The organism is bacterium (genome assembly GCA_016703265.1).
GTDB lineage: Bacteria > Krumholzibacteriota > Krumholzibacteriia > LZORAL124-64-63 > LZORAL124-64-63 > CAINDZ01.
This window is the reverse complement of sequence record JADJCK010000006.1, coordinates 422,285-442,834: the sequence shown is the minus strand read 5'-3', so window position 1 is coordinate 442,834 and position 20,550 is coordinate 422,285. Positions and strand designations below refer to the sequence as shown.

17 protein-coding genes and 1 pseudogene are annotated in these 20,550 nt (G+C 70.3%); 7 read left to right on the top strand and 11 right to left on the bottom strand.

Going from position 1 to position 20,550, the window contains the following annotated elements; genetic code table 11:
• The first annotated feature begins 203 nt into the window (after window positions 1-203).
• On the top strand, window positions 204-2,129 hold the full coding sequence (locus IPG61_13660; GenBank protein ID MBK6735103.1) for an FG-GAP repeat protein: 1,926 nt from the start codon (window positions 204-206) through the stop codon (window positions 2,127-2,129).
• Window positions 2,126-3,136 (top strand): adenosine deaminase, encoded by a 1,011-nt coding sequence (gene add / locus IPG61_13655; protein ID MBK6735102.1) that lies wholly within the window; start codon window positions 2,126-2,128, stop codon window positions 3,134-3,136. The genes IPG61_13660 and add overlap by 4 nt, the downstream gene beginning before the upstream one ends.
• 125 nt (window positions 3,137-3,261) lie before the next feature.
• Here add and dcp read toward each other — a convergent pair whose 3' ends face one another.
• From dcp to IPG61_13640, 3 genes are all read right to left on the bottom strand, one after another.
• On the bottom strand, window positions 3,262-5,382 hold the full coding sequence (gene dcp, locus IPG61_13650; GenBank protein ID MBK6735101.1) for a peptidyl-dipeptidase Dcp: 2,121 nt from the start codon (window positions 5,380-5,382) through the stop codon (window positions 3,262-3,264).
• A 54-nt stretch (window positions 5,383-5,436) separates the two neighbouring features.
• A complete protein-coding gene (gene metG / locus IPG61_13645) occupies window positions 5,437-7,149 on the bottom strand; it encodes a methionine--tRNA ligase (GenBank protein MBK6735100.1) in 1,713 nt (570 codons plus the stop codon).
• A 121-nt stretch (window positions 7,150-7,270) separates the two neighbouring features.
• A complete protein-coding gene (locus IPG61_13640; GenBank protein MBK6735099.1) occupies window positions 7,271-8,902 on the bottom strand; it encodes a hypothetical protein in 1,632 nt (543 codons plus the stop codon).
• Window positions 8,903-9,161: 259 nt separating this feature from the next.
• Here IPG61_13640 and IPG61_13635 point away from each other — a divergent pair, with 259 nt between their 5' ends.
• The 3 genes from IPG61_13635 (at window position 9,162) to IPG61_13625 (ending at window position 11,330) form a co-directional block, all read left to right on the top strand.
• Entirely contained in the window at window positions 9,162-9,974 is an 813-nt protein-coding gene (locus IPG61_13635) for an SDR family oxidoreductase (GenBank protein ID MBK6735098.1), read from the top strand.
• Between the two features lie 356 nt (window positions 9,975-10,330).
• Entirely contained in the window at window positions 10,331-10,537 is a 207-nt protein-coding gene (locus IPG61_13630) for a zinc ribbon domain-containing protein (GenBank protein ID MBK6735097.1), read from the top strand.
• 220 nt (window positions 10,538-10,757) lie between these two features.
• Window positions 10,758-11,330 carry a hypothetical protein gene (locus IPG61_13625; GenBank protein ID MBK6735096.1) on the top strand — a complete coding sequence of 191 codons (573 nt, stop codon included), beginning with the start codon at window positions 10,758-10,760 and terminating at the stop codon, window positions 11,328-11,330.
• Window positions 11,331-11,391: 61 nt separating this feature from the next.
• Here IPG61_13625 and IPG61_13620 read toward each other — a convergent pair whose 3' ends face one another.
• The 6 genes from IPG61_13620 to amrB all read right to left on the bottom strand — a co-directional run bounded on the left by IPG61_13620 (window position 11,392) and on the right by amrB (window position 17,131).
• Window positions 11,392-12,363, bottom strand: a complete 972-nt coding sequence (locus IPG61_13620) for a phosphatase PAP2 family protein (GenBank protein ID MBK6735095.1) — start codon at window positions 12,361-12,363, stop codon at window positions 11,392-11,394.
• Window positions 12,354-13,352 (bottom strand): NAD-dependent epimerase/dehydratase family protein, encoded by a 999-nt coding sequence (locus IPG61_13615; GenBank protein MBK6735094.1) that lies wholly within the window; start codon window positions 13,350-13,352, stop codon window positions 12,354-12,356. Before IPG61_13615 ends, IPG61_13620 begins: the two co-directional genes overlap by 10 nt.
• Complete coding sequence (locus tag IPG61_13610; GenBank protein ID MBK6735093.1) at window positions 13,349-14,473, bottom strand: GNAT family N-acetyltransferase; 1,125 nt, start codon at window positions 14,471-14,473, stop codon at window positions 13,349-13,351. Before IPG61_13610 ends, IPG61_13615 begins: the two co-directional genes overlap by 4 nt.
• Before the next feature lie 31 nt (window positions 14,474-14,504).
• Window positions 14,505-15,692 (bottom strand): aminotransferase class I/II-fold pyridoxal phosphate-dependent enzyme, encoded by a 1,188-nt coding sequence (locus IPG61_13605; GenBank protein ID MBK6735092.1) that lies wholly within the window; start codon window positions 15,690-15,692, stop codon window positions 14,505-14,507.
• 132 nt (window positions 15,693-15,824) lie between these two features.
• Window positions 15,825-16,421 carry an AmmeMemoRadiSam system protein A gene (gene amrA / locus IPG61_13600; protein MBK6735091.1) on the bottom strand — a complete coding sequence of 199 codons (597 nt, stop codon included), beginning with the start codon at window positions 16,419-16,421 and terminating at the stop codon, window positions 15,825-15,827.
• On the bottom strand, window positions 16,418-17,131 hold the full coding sequence (amrB, locus tag IPG61_13595; protein ID MBK6735090.1) for an AmmeMemoRadiSam system protein B: 714 nt from the start codon (window positions 17,129-17,131) through the stop codon (window positions 16,418-16,420). Before amrB ends, amrA begins: the two co-directional genes overlap by 4 nt.
• Window positions 17,132-17,421: 290 nt before the next feature.
• Here amrB and IPG61_13590 point away from each other — a divergent pair, with 290 nt between their 5' ends.
• Window positions 17,422-17,763 (top strand): STAS domain-containing protein, encoded by a 342-nt coding sequence (locus IPG61_13590; protein ID MBK6735089.1) that lies wholly within the window; start codon window positions 17,422-17,424, stop codon window positions 17,761-17,763.
• A gap of 140 nt (window positions 17,764-17,903) precedes the next feature.
• Window positions 17,904-18,983 carry an Mrp/NBP35 family ATP-binding protein gene (locus IPG61_13585; protein MBK6735088.1) on the top strand — a complete coding sequence of 360 codons (1,080 nt, stop codon included), beginning with the start codon at window positions 17,904-17,906 and terminating at the stop codon, window positions 18,981-18,983.
• A gap of 5 nt (window positions 18,984-18,988) precedes the next feature.
• Here the strand turns inward: IPG61_13585 and IPG61_13580 are convergent, their stop codons facing one another.
• Together IPG61_13580 and IPG61_13575 are read right to left on the bottom strand one after the other, a co-directional pair.
• Window positions 18,989-19,312 carry a hypothetical protein gene (locus IPG61_13580; protein MBK6735087.1) on the bottom strand — a complete coding sequence of 108 codons (324 nt, stop codon included), beginning with the start codon at window positions 19,310-19,312 and terminating at the stop codon, window positions 18,989-18,991.
• Between the two features lie 109 nt (window positions 19,313-19,421).
• Window positions 19,422-20,543 (bottom strand): annotated as a pseudogene (locus IPG61_13575) (sulfatase).
• Window positions 20,544-20,550 lie beyond the last annotated feature (7 nt).

Below are 20,550 nucleotides of genomic sequence, written 5' to 3'. Positions count from 1 at the left end.
ACCGTCGGTTGGGCTGTCGCGCCGGGCAATTTGCCGCGAAATCAGGAGGTTCGGTCTTGTTTCGACCGTTGACAGGCAATCGCCGTGCCGGGCCCGGAAGTCGGGGATTTTTCCTCGCCTGCGTCCTGGCCGCAGCCTCCGCGCGGGCGGACGGCTATCTGAGCGATGCGTCGGGATCTGCTGGTGACCAGTTCGGCTCTGCGATGAGCGAACTTGAGGATATCAACGCCGATGGCCGCTGGGAGTTCCTGGTCGGTATTCCCAGCGCCGTGACAGCCGACGGCGAGGTGTTTTTCTGGCACGGCGGCACCGGCCTGCCGGTGGCCCCGGACCTGGCCTGGACCGGCGCGTCGAACGAGAATTTCGGCTGGTCGGTGGCCCGGATCGGCGATGTCAACAACGGCGGCAAGGCCGATTTCGCGGTCGGGGCGCCCCTGGCCGACAACAGCGGCGCCGACGCCGGCCGGGTCTACGTGTTCTACGGCGAGAGCCTCGCGTCCGGCACCGCCGTCGCCCAGGCCGACGTGATCATCAACGGGCAGGTGGGCGGCGACCGCTTCGGCTGGTCGGTCTCTGCGGCCGGCGATTTCGACGGTGACGGCCGCGACGACTTCATCGTCGGCGCACCGCTCCACGACAGCGCCGCCCAGAACGCCGGCGCGGCCTACGTCATCTACGGCGCCACCGGCGGCCCGAGCACCAACCTGGCCAACGCCACGCGCCTGCTCGGCGAGATCGCGAACGATAACTTCGGCTGGGCGGTCAGCGACGCAGGCAACTTCCTGGCCGGCAACGAGGACTGCGTGGCCGTCGGCGCTCCGCTCAACAACACGCACGGCGGGTCGCGAGCCGGCGCCGTCTACGTGTTCGAAGGCGCGCTGGGCGGCGCCACGCCGAACACCGTCGCCGACTTCGCGGCGGGCATCGGCTCGGCTTCGAAGGCCGACGCCCAGTACGGCTACGCCGTGCGCAACGCCGGTCGCTGGAATGCCGACAGCTTCGACGACCTCGCCATCGGGGCGCCCTATTGCAACCAGGGCGCTGCCGAGGCCGGCCGCGTCGAGATCATCTTCGGCGCTGCCATTCCGTCCACCACCGGAGACCGTTCGGTGGGCGGGGAAGCGGCGGGCGACTTCCTCGGCTGGTCGCTGGCGCGCGCACGCGACTATGACGGCACCAGCGCCGATGACCTGCTGATCGGCGCGCCCGGTTCCAACCAGGGCGCCACGGACGCCGGCCGCGCCTACGTGTACCGCGGCGGACAGGCCAGCCAGGCGACGGCAGCCGGCCTCGATGACCTGCCGAACCTGCCCCTGATGGCCGGCACCGCCGCCGACGACCGCTACGGCGAAGCCGTGTCTTCCCTGGGCGATTTCGACGGCGACAGCCTGTGGGACATCGCCGTGGCCGCACCGGGGGGCAACAGCCACCCGACCAACGCGACGGCAGGCTTCGTGCACCTGCGGCACAGCAGCATCGGGCCCGTGGCCGCCGAGATGCAGTCCTGGCGCGCCGTCTGGGCCCCCGACGGCAGCGGCGGCCAGGTGGACCTGGCCTTCGCGCTGGCCGAGCCCGCCGGCAACATCGCCGGCCTGGACCTGACCCGGCGCACGCTTGACGGGCACGGGCGCCAGGTGGCGACGGCCACCCTCTGGTCCGGCGCCGCGGTGGCCGGTGGAGCGCAGCCCGGCCGGCTGACCTGCGACGGCCGCAGCTACGCTTTCACCGATCCCGGCCCGGCGACACCGCCGCCGGGCGGCGGCCTCTCCTATGCCGTCGAGGCGGTCACGCTCGACGGCCGCACGCTGGTGCTGGCGGACCTGGCTGGACCCGCAGGCGCCGCGCCGGTCTTCGGCCTGGCCGTGGGCGCCTACCCGAACCCCAGCAGCAGCGCCCAAGTGGCGCTGCGCTTCCGCGCGCTGGCCGGCGACGACCTCCAGGTCAACGTCTTCGACCTGCGCGGCCGCCTGGTGCGGCACCTGTACGCCGGCAGCGGCACCGGCGCCTGGATGGAGGCGGGCTGGGACGGCCGCGATGAATCGGGCCGGAACGTGGCCGAGGGTGTGTACTTCCTGACGGCGCATTCGCCCGAAGGCACGCGCAGCCGACGCCTGACGCTGGTGCGATGAACGACGGGACGGCCGCCCGCGAACCCCTGAAGGGCGGCCGTGCCCCGGTTTCCGGTCGTATCGAGCTGCACACGCACCTCGAGGGTTCGGTCACGCCCGCGCGCCTGCGGACCCTGGCCGAACGCCACGCCCGGCCCGACCTCGCCGACGCCTGCCTGGACCCGTCCGGGCAGGCGGTCATCTTCGACGGCTTCCACGGCTTCCTCGACCTCTACAAGCGCGTGACGAGCGTCATGCGCACGCCACGCGACTTCCACGAACTGGCCGAGGACCTGGCAATCCAGTTGCGCGACGACGGCGTGGCCTACGCCGAGGTGTCGGTCGCCTACGGCGTGCTGCTGGTGCGCGGCATCGATCCCGGCCCGGTGCAGGCGGCCCTCTGGGAAGCCTCGCAGTCCGCGCAGGAGGCGCATGGAGTCACGCTGCGCTGGCTGCCCGACGCGGTGCGCCAGTTCGGCACGGATGCCGCCTGGCGCGCCTGGGAGGCCGCAGCCAGGGCCGGTCGCGCCCAGGGCGTTGTCGGCTTCGGGCTGGGCGGCGACGAGGTGAACGGTCCGGCGGCCGCGTTCGCGCCGCTGTTCGCCGCCGTGCGGGCCGAGGGACTCGGCGTGAGCATCCATGCAGGCGAGGTGACGTCGATGGGCGAGGCCGCGCGCGACTCGATCCGCCAGGCTGTCGACGACTGCGGCGCCATGCGGATCGGACACGGCCTGGCCGCCGCCGACGACCCGGCGCTGCTGCGCGATCTGGCGGCCAGCGGCGTGTTCGTCGAACTCTGTCCCCGCAGCAACGTGGCCACCGGGGCGCTGCCCTCGCTGGCCGCACACCCGTTGCGCGCGTTCCTCGACGCGGGCGTGCCGTGCTGCCTGAACACCGACGACCGCACGCTGTTCGGGCTGGACCTGCGGGGCGAGTACGCGGCGGCGCGTCGCGAACTCGGGCTCACCGACAGCGATGAGCAGTGGATGGCCCGGTCGGCGGCGGGTGCGATGTTCGCGCCGCGCTGAGCGCGCTTGCTGTTCCGCCTTTCGCCTGACTGAGTCCGATTTCACGCATGAGGGCCCGGGGAGTCCCGGGCCCTCTTCATCGCTTTCGCACAGACGCCGACGTCAGCGCCGCCTTCGAACCATGACTACGGCGTCGCGATGCCCCGGTGCGCCAGCATCGGCCCGATCTCCGGGTCGCGGCCGCGGAACTCGCGGAACATCGTCGCATAGTCCTCCGTGTTGCCGCGGGCGAGGATCAGCGCACGGAAACGGTCGCCGTTCGCGCGCGTCAGGCCGCCGTTCTCCTTGAACCAGGCGAAGGCGTCGTTGTCGAGCATCTCGGCCCAGAGGTAGGCGTAGTAGCCGGCCGCGTACTCGCCGCCGAAGATGTGGCGGAAGTAGCTCGACCGGTAGCGCGTCGGCACCTGCGGCAGGTCCACGCCGGCCTGTGCGAGCGCCGCCGTCTCGAAGGCATCGACATCGGGGCCGGTTGCACCGGCCGGCAGCGAGTGCCAACTCATGTCCAGTTGTGCGGCAGCCAGCAGTTCCGTCAGCGCATAGCCCTGGTTGAAGGTGGTCGAGGTGCGGATGCGCTCCGCCAGCTCGGCAGGCATCGGCGCGCCCGTCCTGTAGTGCACGGCGTAGCGCGAGAACACCTCGGGTTCCAGCGCCCAGTGCTCGTTGATCTGCGACGGCAGTTCGACGAAATCGCGCGCCACGTAGGTCCCCGACAGGCTGGGATACTGCTGGCTGGCGAACATCCCGTGCAGGGCGTGCCCGAATTCGTGGAACATCGTCATCACGTCGTCCAGGCTGACGAGGGCCGGCTGGCCGGCTGCCGGCTTGCGGAAGTTGCAGACGTTGTAGATGACGGGCTTCGTCCCGAACAGGCCGGCCTGCAGGACGAGGTTGTCCATCCAGGCGCCGCCGTTCTTGTTGTCGCGCGCGAAGAAGTCGCCGTAGAACAGCGCCAGCTGCGAGCCGTCGCGGTCGATCACGTCGAAGGCGCGCACGTCCGGGTGGTACACGGGCAGGTCGTGGCGTTCGCGGAACGTCAGGCCGTACAGCTGCGTCGCGGCGAAGAAGACGCCGTCCTGCAGCACGCGTCCCAGCTCGAAGTACGGCTCCAGCGCGGCCGCATCGAGGTCGTACTTCGCCTTGCGCACCTGCTCGGCATGGAAATCCCAGTCCCACGGCGCCACCGTGAAGCCGCCGCCCTGCCCGTCAACCAGCTGCTGGATGACGGCCGCCTCGCGCTTCGCGTTCGCGGTGGCCGGCGGGGCCAGGCGCTTCAGGAATGCGCTGACGGCCTCCGGCTTGCCCGCCATCTGGTCCTCGAGCACCCAGGCCGCGTAGCTGGGAAAGCCGAGCAGGCCCGCCTTGCGCGCGCGCAGGGCGGCGATTTCGGCCACCAGCGGGCGGGTGTCGGTGCTGTCGCCGCGGCAGGCCCGGTTCCACGAGGCTGCAAACAGCTTCTCGCGCGTGCCGCGGTCGGTCAGCACCGACAGCAGCGGCTGTTGCGTCGTGTTGCGGAGCGGCACCAGCCACTTGCCCGCCAGGCCGCGCGCCTCGGCGTCGACCGCCGCGGCCGTGATCTCCGCGGCGGGCAGGCCGGCCAGGGCCTCCGCGCCGTCGACCACCAGTGCCGACTGCTTCGTGGCCTCCAGCAGGCGGATCGCAAACTGCGTGCTGAGGGCGGCTTCCTGCTCGTTCAGGGCCTTGAGGGCTGCCTTGTCGGCCTCGCCCAGGCGCGCGCCGGCGTGGACGAACGCGCGATGGTAGTACTCCAGCAGGTGCGCCGACTCGGGGTCGAGCCCGAGCGCGTCCCGGCGCGCGTGGACGGCCTCGACGCGCGCGAACAGCTTCCCGTCGAGGAACAGGGCGTCGCGATGGGCCGCCAGTTTCGCGGCGATGTCCTGCTGCACCGCCTGCAGGACGGGGTTCGTGTTGGCCGACGTCAGCGCGTTGAACACGAGGTTCACGTGGCGCAGCTGCCAGCCGGCCTTCTCCAGTGCGACCAGGGTGTTCTCGAAGTCGGGCGCCGCCGGATCGTTGGCGATGGCGGCCAGTTCGTCGCGATGGGCCTGCATGGCCGCGGCAAAGGCGGGCGCGAAGTCCCCGTCGGCGATGCGGTCGAAAGCCGGCGCCCCCAACGGCAGGCCGCTGGGCTCGAGCAGGGGATTCGGGGCGGTGGCGCCGGCGCCGGTGTCGGCGAAGGCGCAGCAGAAGGCCAGGCCCAGCAGGCCGGGCACGAGGTGGCGGACCATGGATGGCACTCCTTGGCGGTCGGGGGCAGGGTTCGGAAGCGGCCGTGTCGGCGGCTACTCCCCGGTCAGCTTCTTCAGGCGTTCGACTTCGCGCGCGATCACGTCGTCCTCGACGCGCGGGAACAGGATCTCCGGCGTGCCCAGTTGCCGGCCCGCGGGGATGGGGCGGGTCGTCTCGGCCCAGCCGCCCTGCCAGAGCGGGGTCTCGAGGCCCAGCCAGGCCCAGACCTTCTCCATGGCGAACGGCACCACCGGCGCCAGCATCACGGCCAGCAGGCGCAGGATCTGGATCGCCACTCCCAGGCTCTGCTCGCAGCGGACGAGGTCGTCCTTGCGCGAGCGGAACGGGGCCGACTCGTCGAAGTACCGGTTGCCTACCTGGCCGGCGTGGAAGGCCGCCTCCATCGCGTTCTTGATCTCGAACTTCTCGAGCGCGGCAGCCCAGTTCGCCAGGTCGGCTTCAACCTCGGCCAGCGCCTGGCGGTCGAGGTCGGTCATCGCCGCTTCCGACCATTGCGGCACGCGGCCCTCGAAGTACTTGTGGATGAAGGTGAGCACGCGGTTGATCAGGTTGCCGAAATTGTTGCCCAGTTCGTTGTTGTTGCGCGCCTGGAAGCCCTCCCAGGTGAAGTTCATGTCGCGCGTCTCGGGCAGGTTGCGCGCCAGCGTGTAGCGCAGCGGGTCGGTCTTGAACGCGGCCAGGTACTCGGGCAGCCACACGGCGAAGCCGCGGCTGGTCGACAGCTTGCGGCCCTCGAGGTTGAGGAACTCGTTGGCCGGCACGTTGTCGGGCAGCACCCAGTCGGCGCTGTGGACCATCAGCATGGCCGGGAACATCAGCGCATGGAAGAAGATGTTGTCCTTGCCGATGAAGTGCACCAGCCGCGACGAGGGGTCCTGCCACCACGTGCGCCATGCCTCGGGATCGCCGCTAGCCGCCGCCCACTCGCGCGTGGCCGAGATGTAGCCGATCGGCGCCTCGAACCAGACATAGAACACCTTGCCGTCGTGGTCGGGCAGCGGCACCGGCACGCCCCAGTTCAGGTCGCGCGTGACGGCGCGGTCGTCGAGCTTGTCCTGGAACCAGCCGCGGCAGTAGAGCCGCACGTTGTCCTTCCACTCGGGATGGCTCTCCAGCCAGGTTTCCAGCTTCGACTGCCAGCGGCCCAGCGGCAGGAACCAGTGCGTGGTGTCGCGCAGCTCCAGCGGCGAGTTGTCGAGCACGTTGCGCGGCTCGATGAGCTCGGTGGGATCGAGGCTCGTTCCGCAGGCTTCGCACTGGTCGCCGCGCGCGCCGGCCGACTTGCACTTGGGGCACGTGCCCTCGATGTAGCGGTCGGCCAGGAAACGCTGCTGGGTCGGGCTGTAGAACTGCTTCGTCGACTTCTGCACCAGCAGTCCCTGCGCATGCAGGTCGAGGAAGAATTCCTGGCTCGTCTGCGTGTGCACCGCGCGGCTGGTCTGGCTGAAGTTGTCGAACGAGATGCCGAACTCGGCGAAGCTCCCGCTGATCGACTTGTAGTTGCGGTCGACCAGTTCCTTGGGCGAGATGCCCAGCTTCTCTGCCGCCAGCGTGATGGGCACGCCGTACTCGTCGGTTCCGCAGATGTAGAGCACCGGCTCGCCGCGCAGGCGCAGGTAGCGCACGAAGATGTCGGCGGGCAGGTAGGCGCCCGCCAGGTGGCCCAGGTGGATGTCGCCGTTCGCGTAGGGGAGCGCGCTGGTGACGATGGTCCGCTCGAACGTCTTGCCGCTGGGCGTCTGCACTGGATTCTCCCGCTGGCTGGTTCACCGGTGGCCCCCGGTCGCGGCCGGGGCGCCATGCGCGAAAAAAGACGCGACAGGACGCCGACTGGGGCATCCTGTCGCGTCGCCGTCCTCCCGGAATCTATAGCATGCTCTTGACCGGCGGCAAGGTGGTTTTGCCGTATACGTAGGTGTCCAGCCAGGGGCCGCAGCGCACGCCGGTCACCGCGGCGATCGTCTCCTCGAGTCCCAGGCGGGTCAACGGCTGCCCGCGCCGGTCCTTGTAGAGGCGGCGCACGACCTCGTCCAGGGGCCGGGTGCGGCCGCTGGCCTGCGCCAGCATCTCGTCCAGGGCCATGCAGGCCGAGACGCCGCCTGCGTACCCGTAGCGCACCTGCTCGCCGGAGGCCATCACTTCCGCGGCGGCCTCCGACACCGACATGCGGCCCAGCAGCCCGTTGTTGGCGTAGTCGCGATCCAGCCTGGCGCCGAGCACGCCGCGCGCGTGGTCGGTGGGCCAGATGCCCGCTGCGGTCAGCATGCGGGCCGCGTACCAGGTCGTGGCACCCTCGGTGAACCACAACATCGTGGGATCCGTCTGGCGCACGGCCTCGCCGAGCCAGCCGTGGAACATCTCGTGGGCGATCACGCTGGCAGCCTGCTCCTCGAGCATGCCCCACGTGGTGTCGTGATCGAGCATCACCAGCACCGAACTGCCGGTGTGCACGCCGTAGACGTCGAAGCGCTCGTCGCCGGTGATGCCGTTCGCCGACAGCAGCACCGTGATCTGGTCGGAGGGCGCCGAGCCGAAGAAGCCCATCTCGGTGCGCGCGATGCGCCGCACGAGGTCCATCGCCGCTTCGTCGGCAAACAGCCATTCGCGGTCGGTGGCCAGCTGGATCACGCAGTCACCGGCCTGCGCCGTCAGCGTGCGGATGTCGCCGCAGACCAGCAGCGCGTTGTTCAGGTCGGCCAGGTCGCGCGGGTGGAACATCAGGTTTGCCGGCACCGGGGCCGCGCTTTCCGGCACCTCGCGCGGTGACGGCGTCCGGACATCCTCGGCCGGGTTGTAGCCCTGACCGTAGCCGAGGCTGGCATCGCCCACGGCACCCGGCTGCAGGTTCCCGCGGCCCCGCACGAGCGCCGGCCAGGGCACCAGCAGGGGCAGGTTCTCCGGGTTGTGCACCAGCACGGTCAGGTCGCCGACGGGCACACCGAGCGGTTCCAGGAAGATCTCGAAGCCCGCCGCCCTCACGCCGCCGGAAACGGGCGTGGAGATGTGGCGACGGATGTCCTGCTCGCTGCCGGGTGTCGCGCTCAGGTCCAGGCTGTAGATGAAGCCGGTGCGCCGGCTGCCGGCCGTGTCCAGGCGCCAGCCGTCGGGCGTCGTCGCCACGCGCAGGGGGCGCAACTGGCGGCCATCCGGACCGAGTTCGTGCGCCTGCGGGTCGCGCGCATGCACACCGCCGTTCGGGTCGCCGAAGATGCCCGGAGGCAGTACCAGGTCCAGCTGACGGGGCAGGTCGCCGTCGCAGATCATGGTGATGACGAGGCGGCCGTCGGCGGCCCCTGCCAGGTCCAGTTCGTAGGTCAGGTTGACGGGCACCTCTTCACGCGGGCGGCCGACCAGCGCCCAGGTGGCGGCGGTGGCCAGGGCCAGCACCGACAGCCGGACCCAGCGCCAGTGCGCGAATCGGGGTCTGGCGGCGACGACCGGCGCTGCGCCGCGCCGCGCCATGTAGCGCGCCAGTGCGGATTGCGAATTCCTGCGCATGGGATGTCCACCTTCGCACGCTGCCGCTTGTTCCCGGGGCTTCGTGTCGTTGCCGGTTGCTTCCGTTCGTGCCTCGTGGTGCCGCAGCGTGCCGGCGCTTCGCGGTCGTCGGGCTCGTGTTCGGACTCGACCAGCAACCGCCGTGCCGCGCGAGGGTGCGCGCGGTCCCATGCGGGCGCGACCTTCCCGCCGGAGTGGGCGGAAGACAGGTGATGCCCTATGATGGCGCCGCCGGCCGGGCCGGCGGAAGGAGACGGCGATGGACCTCGGACTGACGGGCCGTACGGCCCTGGTGACGGGCGGATCACGGGGTTTCGGCAAGGCGGTCGCGTTGCGCCTGGCGGCCGAGGGTGTCCAGGTGGCACTGCTGGCCCGGGGAGCCGATGCCCTGGCGGAGGCCGCCGAGGACGTGGCGAGGGAGGGGGCACGCCTGCACGGGGCGGGCGCCGCGCGCGTCCTGCCCCTGGTCGCCGATGTGACCGACGACGAGGCCGTGCGCCGGGCGGTGGCCCGCGTGGAGGCCGAACTGGGGCCGCCCGATCTGCTGCTGGTGAACGCGGGCGGGCCGCCGGCGGGCAATTTCGGCGACCTGGACCTGGCAGCCTGGGAATCCGCCTACCGTCTGACGGTCGAGAGCGCCGTGCGCCTGTGCCGCCTGGTGGTGCCGGGCATGGTCGAACGTCGCTGGGGGCGCGTCGTCTGCATCACGTCGGTCAGCGTGTACCAGCCGGTCGAGAACCTCATGCTCTCGAGCGTACTGCGGCCGGCCGTCCAGGCCCTCACCAGGACCCTCGCGCTCGAGACCGCGGCGGCCGGGGTCACCGTCAACGCCGTGGCGCCGGGCTTCCACCTGACGAGCGCCGTCGAGCGCCTGATCACGCGGAAGCAGGAGCAGACCGGGGCCGACCGGGAAGAGGTCATCCGGGGCTGGACGCGTGAGATCCCCCTGGGTCGCCTGGGCGAGGCCGACGAACTGGCCGCGCTGGTCGCCTTCCTGATGTCGGCGCCGGCCGGGTACATCACCGGGCAGTGCGTGGTCAGCGATGGCGGCTGGGTGCGCGGCACCTTCTAGCGGGCCGGGGCCTTGACGATCAACGGGTCTCATATTATCATCTATGAAAGTTTGCAACTGTTGAGGGGAGCGTCGTGGAAGGCCTCATCATCTTCCTGATCGCCTGGTTCGTCGTGTCGCAGTTCGTGCTGCCGCGATTCGGCATTCGCCCCGGCTGAGCTCCCGACAACGTGTGCCCGATCGGTGATCGGGACCAGAAGACCGGGTCCGGGAAGACCAAGGCGACGCCCGCAGACGCACCTGAGGCCCAGGCCTTGCTGCACGAGCGGACGCCGGCTGCCACCGACTCGGATAAGCCCTAGCCCCAGCGGGCAGATGCATGGGCCCGGCCGTTGCCGGTGCCCGGAGGAGTTGCCATGCCTTTGTACGAGTTCACCTGCACGAAGTGCGGCAAGGTCTTCGAGGAACTGCTGAGCCTGGCGGAGCTGGAGGCCGGCGACCTGGAGTGCCCGACCTGTGGCGCCCGCGAGGTCACCCGCGACCTGTCCACGTTCGCCACCTCCGGGGGCGAGGGCGGGGGCGGCTGCCGCGGCGGCGGCTGCGGTACAGGTGGCTTTGCCTGAGGCTGAACCCGGGACCGGCCGTGCGCCGGGCTAATTTGGCATTCTGATCGAAAAAACAACCATATGGCCTCTTGTTGGATTATTACGGTTGAAAAATGATCTATGATCCTATATGATGGTCGGGTGATGTCGGTGCGGGGGCGGCTCGGTATGCCCGCACCGGACTGCCGACGGCCGGTGGGGGTACCGTGCCCGTCAAGGACCTGATCCAGGGGATATCATGCGCACCCATTGCTTCCTGCTGTTGATCGCGCTGCTGGTACCGACGCTGGCGGCCGCCGACCCGGTGCTGCCGGGCCCCGATGCCCTGGGTCTCTATTTCGACCCCGAAGCGGGTTCCATCGACCTGATGCTGCTCGCGCCGGGTTCCTACGAGGTCGACCTCATCCTGACGAACCCGACGATGGCCTTCATCACCGGCTGGCAGACGTCGTTCACGATCACGGGCGGCGCGCAGGTCAGCCTGGTGGAACTGCCCGTCGGCGCCACGGCTGTCGCGAACGGTCCGGTCGACTTTGCCGCCACGCTGGCCGAGCCGATGCCCGCGACGGTGCTCACGAAGCTGGCTGTCTTCACGGTGGAGTCGTCGACGCTCGGCAACGCGCAGTTCTACCTCGGCGCGGCCACGCTGCCGGCCGTTCCGGGCAACCTGCCCTGCGTCCAGTTGCCGGGCGGCGCCTGGCAGCAGGTCGGTGTCGCGTCGGGCGATCCCGCCGTGCCGGTCGCCTCGGTGACGGCGCTGACCGCGACGCAGCAGACGAGCTGGGGACAGGTGAAGGGATTGTTCCGCTAGAAGGCTGGTCCGAGATTCATCCGCGAGTTCGCCCGAGCCCCCGCTGCGGCGGGGGCTTTCATTATTGCGGGCGGGCAGGCCGGGTCCCGCGGGGGCGCCAGCGCAGGCGGTCGCGCGCCGTATCGCCGAGCCGCGCCCCGGCATACATCACCAGCGCGCCGAGCAGCAGGCCCGCGAACACGTCCACGACGTAGTGGTAGCGGTTGTACACCGTCGACATGCACAGCAGCACGAAGAGCGTCGTCATCCACCAGCGATGGCGCGGGAAGCGACGCCATGTGTGCCACCACGGGATCAGCGAAGCCGCCACGTGGCTCGAGGGGAACGCCGCGCCGAGGATGGCCCCGTTCTCGTGGATGTGGCGCATGATCGCCGTGAACGGGCCGCCGCCCACCTCGAGGAGCCCGAGGCGGAAGTACTTCGGTCCCCAAGCGGGGAACAGCGTGTAGAACGTGTAGCAGATGAGCATGGTCACGCTCAGGTCGCGCACGAAATCGCGCAGCGCATCCCAGCGGCGCTCGGGATCGGCGTTGAAGTCGGCATCGGCGCTGCGGGCGCGCATGACGAGCCCGACGTAGGCCACGGCCAGGAAATAGTAGGTGAAGTAGGCGAACTCCATCAGCTCGTGGAACCACGGCCAGGGCCAGGCCTGCGACCAGGCCACGCTCGGCTGGCAACCGAAGATCCATTCCTCCAGCCGGATCAGCGCCGGGTCGAGGCTGTTCTCGAACGGGAAGTAGATCACGCCCAGGTATTCCATCTCGGCGTAGAACAGCGGGAAGATCAGCGGCAGGTAGATCTCGCCCAGCAGGCGCCAGACGGTGCGGCCGCTGGCGCGCATGAGCGGCGGCACGAACCAGACGAACAGGGCCAGGCCGGCGTGCAGCGCCGCGTTGGCCCAGGGCGCGGGAAAGACCGACGGCTTCAGGGCGGGATAGAAGGCGCTGAGCAGCAGGTAGACCACGGTCAGGCGGTCGTAGTTCATGCGCCGCAGCGACAGGTTGACCAGGTGCCGCCGCAGGGTCACAGCCAACCGGCCTTGCGGTAGAACAGCACGGCATCGCTGAAGCTCATCGCCGCATCGCGAACGGCGCGGAAGCCGGTGGCCGCGACCAGGCGGCTGCCGTCGCAGACCCAGCCATCGGTATCCAGGTCGGCCAGCCGGTCCGGCCCGAGCACGGACAGGCGGCCGGGCTTCCAGCCCCCGGTCAGGCGGCCGGCCAGGCGCAGCGCACCCAGCGGCACGGTCACCGTGCGCACCGGACGGTCGACGGCACGGGCCAGCGCCTCGTTCAGCGCGACCCAGTCGTAGCCGCAGCGGCCATCGTCGACGAAGTAGGCGCCGCGCGCTGCCGGTGTACGGGCCACGGCGACTACGGCCGCTGCCGCGTCGCGCCCGTCGACCAGCGAAATGCCGCCCAGCCTGCGCCCGAGGCGCGCGGTCCAGCCGCGGTAGGCGTAGTGCAGCAGCGGCAGGAAGCCGCGGTCGCGCGGGCCGCTCAGCGCGGGGGGACGCACCGCCGCCGTGCGGAAGGGCCAGGCCTGGCCGATGACCAGTTCCTCGGCCGCGAGCTTGCTGCGGCCGTAGGCGGTGATGGGGCGGCAGGGGTCACTCTCGACGGCGGGGTGGTCCAGCCCGGCCGGCCCGTGCGCAGCCAGGCTCGAGACCAGGATGAAGGCGCCGTCGCCGGGCAGCGTGAAGGCCGCGGCCTTCAGGAGCGCGGCGGTGGTCTCCACGTTCCCGCGGCGATAGGCCGCCTCGCCGGCGGCCGAGACCACGCCCGCGCAGTGGATGACCGTGTGGGCGCCGTGCAGGAGGGTGCGGCAATCGTCGGCGTTGCCGAGGTCGCTCTCGCGCCATTCGACCCGGCGCCCGTCCAGCCAGCTGCGGTCGCTCCCGGCGCGGAACGAGGCGCGCACCAGCCAGCCGTCGTCGAGCAGCGCCTCGGCCAGGTGGCTGCCGAGGAATCCGGTGGCGCCCGTGAGGACCGCCAGCTTGCCCGCGCCGCTTCCGCTGCTCATCCCAGCTTCTTCTCGTAGACGCGGTACGTCTTGTAGCAGTCGGCGCCGTAGCCTTCGAGGATGCGGTTCATGGCCCGGTTGTCGGCCAGGATCCACGAGCATTCGCCGCGCGTGATGCCCTTGGCGAAAGCAGCCCGCATGGTCCTGTAGACCAGGGCCATGTCGATGCCCATTTTGCGGTACTCCGGCAGCACCCCCATCAGGATGCAGCGCGCGGCATCGATCTTCCGCTTGCCGAGCAGGAACTTCAGCCAGCCGAAAGGCAGCAGGTGCCCGCGCAACGGCTGCGTGGCCTGGTTGAAGTCGGGGATGGTCAGCGAGAACCCCACCGGCTTGCCTTCCATCTCGGCCACGAGCAGGAAATCGGCGTCGACCATCGATTTCATGTCTTTCGCCATGTACGCGAATTCGGCGTCGCTCAGGGGGATGAAGCCCCAGTTCGCGCTCCAGCAGGCGTTGTACAGCTCACGCACGAGCGACGCCTCGCCCAGGAAGTTCTTCATGTCGAAAGGCCGGATGACCAGGCCGGGCCGCGCCAGCACGCGGTCGATCAGTTCCTGCATCTTCCCCGGCAGCACGCCGGCGGTCTCCATCCACCACGCATACAGGTCCTGCGCCCCGGCCAGCCCGAAGTCGGTGAAGTGCTTCTCGTAGTAGGTGGGGTTGTAGGGCATGCCGATCATGGGGCGGTCGAAGCGACCGGCCACCTGCAGGCCGTACCAGTCGTGGTTCGAGGTGAAGCAACCGGGGCCGCGCATCGTGTCCATGCCGCGGGCCCGGATCCACTCCGCAGCCACGGACAGCAGCGCGCCCGCGGCCTCGGCGTCATCGAAGACCTCGTAGAAGCGGAAGAAGCCGACCTTCTCCTGGTGATGGGCGTTGCTGGTGGCATCGATGCAGGCGGCGATGCGGCCGACGGTGCGGCCGTCGCGCACGGCGAGCCAGAGTTCGGTCTCGGCGTGCTCGAAGAACGGATTGACCGAATGGTCGAAGAACTTCTTCTGCTCGCCCAGCAGGGGAAAGACCACGTGCGGGTCGTCGCCGTAGACGTCGTAGGGGAGCTTCAGGAAACGATCGAGGAGCTTCCGGTCGCTGCCGACCGGGACGATGTTCACGGCCATGCCGCCCTCCTTGGCCGCGCCGCGCCGGGCGTCAGCGGGCGGGGATGATGCCGAGTTCGCGTGCCACCTTTTCCATCTTGTCCATGGCCAGGTTGATCTCGTCCTCGGTGTGCGTGGCCATGAGGCTCAGGCGAATGAGGGCGTTGCCCTGTTCGACGGCCGGGGAGACGACGGGGTTGACGAACACACCTTCGTCGATCAGGCGCCGGCAGAGCACGAACGCGGTCATGTCCTCGCCGACGATGGCCGGGATGATCGGCGTCTCGCTGGGGCCGGTATTGAACCCCGCCGCCTGCAGGCGTTCGCGCATGATGTCGTTGTTGCGCCAGAGCGCCTCGTGGCGCCAGGTCTCCTCGAGCATCACGTCGACCGCGGCCGAAACCGAGGCCACCGACGCGGGCGGCATGCTGGCCGAGAAGATCAGCGAACGCGCCTGGTGCTGGATGAAGTGGATCGTTTCCTCGTCGGCGGCGATGAAGCCGCCCACCGAGGCCAGCGACTTCGAGAACGTCCCCATGATCAGGTGCGCGCGGTCGGTCAGGCCGAAGTGGTTGCAGGTGCCGCGGCCGTGGTCGCCCAGCACGCCGATGCCGTGGGCGTCATCCACCATCACCACGGCGTCGTACTTCTCGGCCAGCGTGACGATCTCGGGCAGGCGCGCGATGTCGCCCTCCATCGAGAAGACGCCGTCGATGACGATGAGCTTGTTGCGCTCGCGCTCGTTCTGCAGGACGAGCTCGAGGTTGTCCATGTCGTTGTGCCGGTACTTGCGGACGTCGGCGAACGACAGGCGCGCCCCGTCGATGATGGAGGCGTGGTCGGTACGGTCGACGATGATCGACTCGTTGCGCTGCACCAGCGAACTCAGCACGCCCTGGTTGACCATGAAGCCGGTCGAGAAAACGAGCGCCTTGGGCTTGCCCACCAGCGCCGCCAGCTTCTCTTCCAGTTCGATGTGGATGTCCAGGGTGCCGTTCAGGAAGCGCGAGCCGGCGCAGCCGGTGCCGTACTTGGCGATGGCCGCGCGCGCGGCTTCCTTCACCCGTGGATGGTTGGTCAGCCCCAGGTAGTTGTTGGAGCCGAGCATGATGATCTCTTTGCCCTTGTACCGGACGGTATTCTCCTGGGCGGACTCGATCACGCGGAAGTAGTTGTACAGGTCAGCGGCCATCAGCTGTCTGGCCACCTGGAACTTCCCGACCTTGTCGAGCAGGCCCATCGGAACCGCCTTCCTCAAGACGCACCATCCCTGGCGCCGTCTCAGGCAAACAGAATCGAGCGAAGGTAAGGGGTTACCCCGCCATCACGACACGCGGAGGCTGAAAATAGCCGTCAGCACCGCCCCCCACAACTAGAAAACGTCCGCCTCGAAGACGCGCAGCGTGGCGCCCTCCCGCCAGGCGTCGGGCGGCAGCCCTGCCTTGCGGCAGAGTTGGCTGAGCGTCGTCGGCAGGTCCCAGCCCTGCTCGGTGGCCACCTGGGGCAGGAACACGGCCTGCCGGCCCTGCCGGCCCAACAGGATGCCGTGCCGCCCGATGATGATCCCCGCCGGGCCGTCCACGGGACGCAACGGTGTCAGCGCCGAAACCTCAAGCGTGAGATTTGATAATTCATCAGGCGTGACCGGCTCGAACCGCGGATCGCCGACCGCGGCGGCGGCGGCGTTGTCGGCGACCGCGCGCAGCAGCGGCAGCCGGCCCTCGATGACGCCGATGCAGCCGCGCAGGTGTCCCAGCGCATGCAGCGTGACGAAGGCGCCGCGCGGTTCGTTCAGGCGCGGGCTGCCGGCGAGGCCGCGCTCGCCCGCCAGGGCCTCCGTGGCCGGTGCGCGCTCACCGCGGGCAGCGGCGCCCACCGCCAGCCAGGCCACCTCGCGCAGGAACTCGCGCTCGCCGGCCGTCAGCCCGGTGCCTGGTCCTTCGCCGCCCATCGCGCCACCACCCGTCACGGTTCACCGACACCTGCCGTCGCGCGGCCGTCGGCGATCAGAGCGGCGGCATAGCTCACCGACCGCGAATAGTCGCCGTCGCGGTCGCCGCTGCGCGCGTAGCCGAGCAGCGCACTCTCGAATCCCGGCGGCAACCCGCAGGCCAGTGCCAGGGCGGCGGCCTCGAGGCCGCACATCGTGATGCCGGTCTGGCGGCCGTAATCCAGCAGGCTGGGGCCGTCGCCGGCCAGGACGCGCAGCAGTGCGCCCGCATCCAGGCGCTCGACCTCGGCGGCGATGTCGCCGGCGAACGGCGCGAAGCCGAAGGCTGCGCCGTAATGCGTCAGGTCGGTGGAGACGAGCAGCATCGTCCCAGCGTCCAGTTCGGCGGCGAGTGCCGTTGCCGCCGCGGCCCGCGTCGCCTCGTCGAGCTGCGGCACCAGCACCGGCACGATCGCCGGGCAGGCGCCCGGCCAGCAGCGCTGCGCCAGCGGCAGCTGGATCTCGATCGCGTGCTCGTCGCGGTGGGCGCGGTCATCGATGACCAGGGCGCCGCCGGCCGCCAGCCGGGCCACGGCGGCCGTATCGACAGCGACCGCACCGAGCGGTGTCGCATACGCCGCCGCGCCGCTGAGGGCGGGCCGCGTCAGCCGTGTACGATGGTTGGGGGCCAGGATCACCAGGCGGCGCGGGGGCGCATCCTGCAGCAGGCCGAACAGGCACCCGGCCACAGGCCCGCTGTAAGTGTAGCCGGCATGGGGGTCAGCCCGATCAGGGGCCGGCCGGCCGGGCGCAGGGACGCGTCGGCGCCGGCCAGGAAGCCGTCGACCATACGAGTCAGTTGCCCCAGATCCGCGGGGTACCAGGTTCCGGCCAGCGTGGCGGGGCGGGTGGCATTCAAGGCGGCCTCCGGCGGGCGCGGCTGCGGCTGGGAGCGATTCCGGTTTGGAGATGCGCCCGCCGGCACTTTATCATACTGTGAAACCGCAGTCGATGGACCGGAATCCCCCAGGAGGATGACTTGAACATCAAGCAGAATGCCGAAGGCGAGGTCGTGGTGCTGGCGCTGTCCGGCAAGATCATGGGCGGCCCCGACCACGAACGGTTCATGGGCGAGATCAAGACGCTGGTCGCCGACGGCCACGTCGACGTGCTCCTGGACATGAGCAAGGTCACCTGGGTGAATTCCACGGGCCTGGGCATTCTCGTCTCCGGTTTCCACACGCTGAAGAAGAACGGCGGCCGGTTGAAGATCTGCAGCGTGAGTGACCGCATCGACAACATCCTGAACGTGACCCAGCTGAAGCTGGTCTTCGATACCTACGTCACTTGTGAAGAGGCGCTCGCCTCCTTCACCGACTAGCGGTCGCGGCGCGGACGGTTCGCGAGGCCGGCCGGGGACGAACCCGGCCGGTCTTTCGCGCCCTCCCGCAACTGGTCCGCTTCCAGTGACCTGACCCCTCTTGCCGGCGGTGCCGTTGCGCGCTGCCCGAGGTGATGAGCATGAACGCTCCCCTGACTCCCGAATCCGTGATGGCGGCGCTGCGCGAGGTGAAGGTGCCCGGCACGCGGGTCGACGTGGTGGCGATCAACCTGATCGGCGAGATCGTCGTGACCGGCGGCAAGGTCACCGTGACCGTGGTGCGCACGAGCGAGAAGGAAGAGACCATCGCGCAGGTGCGGCAGGACGTGGCCAAGGCCGTCTCGGCCATGCCGGGCGTGCTGTCGGTGGAGGTGCCGGTCGATGATCGCACGCCGCCGAAGCAGGCCCCGCGCGGGCCGCACGGCCAGTCGCCCGATCCGTTCGCCGACCGCGCCAAGCTGCCCGGCGTGCGCAAGGTCATCGCCGTCGCGAGCGCCAAGGGCGGCGTCGGCAAGTCGTCGGTGGCGGTGAACCTGGCGCTGGCGCTGGCCGATGCCGGCCATCGCGTCGGCCTGCTCGACGCCGACGTCTACGGCCCCAGCGTGCCGACCATGCTCGGGCTTCACGAGCAGCCGGAAGTGACGCAGGACCGCAAGATCTTCCCCGTGATGTCGCACGGCCTGCAGGTCATCAGCATGGGGCTCCTGCTGCCGCCCGACCAGCCGGTGATCTGGCGCGGCCCGCTGGTGTTCTCGGCCATCAAGCAGTTCCTGAAGGATGTGCAGTGGAAGGACCTCGACATCCTCGTGGTGGACATGCCGCCCGGCACCGGTGATGCGCAGTTGACGCTGATCCAGCAGGTGCCGCTGTCGGGCGTGGTCATGGTCACGACGCCGCAGGAAGTGGCGCTGGCCGACGTGCGCCGCGGCATCCGCATGTTCCGCGAGACGCAGGTGCCGGTGCTCGGCATCGTCGAGAACATGAGCTGGTTCGAGTGCTCGGGCTGCGGGATGCGCCACGACATCTTCGGCACCGGCGGCGGCGGCCGCGTCGCTTCGCAGTACGGGCTGCCGCTGCTGGGCGAGATCCCGCTCGACGGAGCCATCCGCACCGGCGGTGACGCGGGCGTGCCGGCGGCGCGCGTGCAGGGCAGCGCGGCGCAGGCGGCGTTCGCGAAGCTGGCGCGGACGGTGGCTGAGCTGGCGGTCGAGATCGCCTGATTGAACTAGTCGGAATAGCCGAGGTCGCGCAGGCGCTCGCGCACGGTATCGTCGACGGCGTCCCAGGCGGCGCCGGGGCCGCCCCCATTCGCGCCGCAGCCGCTGGCGCTCCAGGCGTTCACCAGCGCCCGCAAAGTGGCCAGCACGGCCGGCTCGGCGGCGGCCAGGTCGTTCTGCTCGCCGGGGTCGGCCTCCACGTTGAACAGCGCCAGCGGGCGGCCGTCCCGGGCCGCGATGAGCTTCCAGCGACCCTGCCGCAGGGCAACCAGGTCGGGTCCGTAGGCGATGGACTCGGCCAGGCGCAGGCGCGACGGGGGCGGTGGTGCCATCACCGGCCGCAGCCTGGGCAGCCAGTGGCGCTAGCGAACGGCCCACCAGCGCGGCCGCCAGCTCGGGGTCTGTTGTTGCGGGCAGTTTCGGGGTCGGCAGCGGCGGCAATCCCAGCCATTCGAGCAGCGTCGGCGACAGGTCGAGCAGCGTCACCGGGGCCGTCACGCGCACTTCGGCCGGCACGCCCGGACCCCAGGCCAGCCAGGGCACATGCAGCAACTCCTGGAAATGGCTCTGGCCATGGCCGATGCCGCGGAGCCCGCGCGGGTCGTGGTCCCAGCGTGCGGCCCAGCCGGCATGATCGAGGAATTCCTCTCCGTGGTCCGAGAACACCGAGACCAGCGTCCGGTCCGCCAGGCCTTCGGCATGCAGGCGGTCGTGCAGGCGGCCGAGGGCGCTGTCCACCTGCCTGATCGTCGCATCATAGATCGCCAGCTTCAGGTCGAGCGCCGCCTGCACTGCGGGCGCGCGCGGATCCGGCGCCCGGCCCAGGTGCGGCACGGTGCTGCCGCCCCAGCGCGCCAGCTCGGCCAGCGTTGTGTCGGCAGGCGTCGGTTCGGGCAGGAACGGGGCGAGCTCGGACCATGGCGGCGTCGTCGGCTCGTGCGGGTCGTTCAGGAGAACGAAGCAGAAGCAGGGATGGTCGGCGTGCCGCAACAGCCAGTCGCCGGCCATCTGTGTCAGGTCGTCGGCCGGGAGATTGGCGTACGTGTGCTCGCCGAAGCTCTCGGCAAGGCCGAAGGCGAAGAACTGGTTCGAATAGAACGCGGCGGTGCGGTAGCCCTGCGCCCGCAGGTGCGTCGCCAGGGTGGTCACGTCCGGCCGCAGCCGCTGTGGCACCTGCCGGTCCATGTTGCGTTCGGCGCCGCCGAGGAACGCCCCGTGCAGCCCGGGCATCAGTCCTGTCAGCGCACCCGCGAACGAGGGCAGCGTCCAGGGCGCGGGGGCCATGACATCGCGGAACTGCGTGCCGCCGGCGGCCAGGGCATCGAGTCGCGGTGACGTGTCCCGCGCGCAGCCGCCGCAGCCGAGGTGGTCGGCCCGCAGGGTGTCGACGCCGACCAGCAGCAGGTGCGCGGGGCCGCCGTCGGCCCTCGCCGCCGCCCGTCGACCGCCTGTCAAGGCTCCACGCAGGCGCCGGGCGCGTGAATGCCAGCGTTGCCTGCGCGTCAACTTTGCAAAGGGATCACGCACAGTTGTTCCGCCCGCTCGCGGCCGTGTCGCCGCCATCGTGTTG

Bases quoted from the DNA above. Each gene is read 5' to 3' on its own strand.
- IPG61_13635 (MBK6735098.1), top strand. From the start codon at position 9,162: ATGGACCTCGGACTGACGGGCCGTACGGCCCTGGTGACGGGCGGATCA.
- IPG61_13615 (MBK6735094.1), bottom strand. From the start codon at position 13,352: ATGAGCAGCGGAAGCGGCGCGGGCAAGCTGGCGGTCCTCACGGGCGCC.
- IPG61_13580 (MBK6735087.1), bottom strand. From the start codon at position 19,312: ATGGCACCACCGCCCCCGTCGCGCCTGCGCCTGGCCGAGTCCATCGCC.
- IPG61_13625 (MBK6735096.1), top strand. From the start codon at position 10,758: ATGCGCACCCATTGCTTCCTGCTGTTGATCGCGCTGCTGGTACCGACG.
- IPG61_13605 (MBK6735092.1), bottom strand. From the start codon at position 15,692: ATGGGCCTGCTCGACAAGGTCGGGAAGTTCCAGGTGGCCAGACAGCTG.
- IPG61_13640 (MBK6735099.1), bottom strand. From the start codon at position 8,902: ATGCGCAGGAATTCGCAATCCGCACTGGCGCGCTACATGGCGCGGCGC.
- add (MBK6735102.1), top strand. From the start codon at position 2,126: ATGAACGACGGGACGGCCGCCCGCGAACCCCTGAAGGGCGGCCGTGCC.
- IPG61_13630 (MBK6735097.1), top strand. From the start codon at position 10,331: ATGCCTTTGTACGAGTTCACCTGCACGAAGTGCGGCAAGGTCTTCGAG.
- IPG61_13660 (MBK6735103.1), top strand. From the start codon at position 204: ATGAGCGAACTTGAGGATATCAACGCCGATGGCCGCTGGGAGTTCCTG.
- IPG61_13585 (MBK6735088.1), top strand. From the start codon at position 17,904: ATGAACGCTCCCCTGACTCCCGAATCCGTGATGGCGGCGCTGCGCGAG.
- dcp (MBK6735101.1), bottom strand. From the start codon at position 5,382: ATGGTCCGCCACCTCGTGCCCGGCCTGCTGGGCCTGGCCTTCTGCTGC.
- IPG61_13610 (MBK6735093.1), bottom strand. From the start codon at position 14,473: ATGGCCGTGAACATCGTCCCGGTCGGCAGCGACCGGAAGCTCCTCGAT.